The 891-nt window shown below is 39.3% G+C and carries 1 protein-coding gene; it reads right to left on the bottom strand.

What is annotated here, in order from left to right; all coding sequences use genetic code 11:
• Positions 1-328: 328 nt before the first annotated feature.
• Entirely contained in the window at positions 329-688 is a 360-nt protein-coding gene (locus tag HC175_RS15395; protein ID WP_168025270.1) for an SPW repeat domain-containing protein, read from the bottom strand.
• Between the last annotated feature and the right edge of the window lie 203 nt (positions 689-891).

Here is an 891-nt window from a genome sequence, read left to right as displayed (position 1 = left end):
ATTCGCGTTACCAAATCTAAAACTCAGAATAAAAAAACGATTCTCTTCTATTGCTTCTTCCTACAGAGCATTTAAATGGAACCAGTGGATGATGAACTCCCCTTAAAGGTGGTTTTTCGAAACAGGCAGAAATGAAAGGAGATACAATGTGATGGAACTAACCAAAATATTTTACTGGGAATTTTTGACGCCTGTTAAAAAGATGCACTACGAATGTTGAGGAGAATCATTGATAGGCCTTAGGTGCCATTACTAAAAAAAATGCTATCTTCTCCCTTAGAGGTGAGAGAGAAGAAAGCATGTGGGGGGGAACCTGGAAAAACAGATTTTACCTGGGAGCCGGTTCGGCGGTGTGAGCTCTTTTCTCGGTCATTAAAGAGGCAACAACTTCAAAAGCCCCAAGTATTACAAAAGGCCAGAAAACTTCGCCGTCGAATCCAAATAGCCAGGGTGCGGCAATCAATAAAATCCCGGCAACAAGATCAATACCGAGGTGGATTTTCATAGACAGAATATGTGCCACTCCCAGTTCATAATCAGTAATTAAACTATAAACAATAGTACCGGCACCTAAGACAATAGGCAGCCAGGTTGCAGCTCCTCCCGGGAAGTCCAGAATAAATGGTAACAGGATAAGCAGGACACCCATGAGGTAATCGATAATTCCATGTGTTTTTGTTGAGATCATAACTTTTCTTTTTTTGGCTATTCAAAAATATGGAACATTAAAATCTGTAAGTAGTTTATTAACAATGATTTATGCTCTACAATCTGTTTTTTAAAAGGGTATTAACTTCAAGGTTTTCAAAAGAATTCCTCCACTCAATACTGCTGTGTTCTGGCGCACCGGTTTTGTGACTTCCACTCCTTTTGGTTTAAAAAAAGAAGAGA

This window comes from Salinimicrobium oceani (assembly GCF_012037645.1).
This window is presented reverse-complemented; position numbering and strand designations above follow the sequence as displayed.

What these genes read in the sequence shown, in the direction of transcription:
- HC175_RS15395 (WP_168025270.1), bottom strand. Translation starts at nt 688, where the DNA reads ATGATCTCAACAAAAACACATGGAATTATCGATTACCTCATGGGTGTC.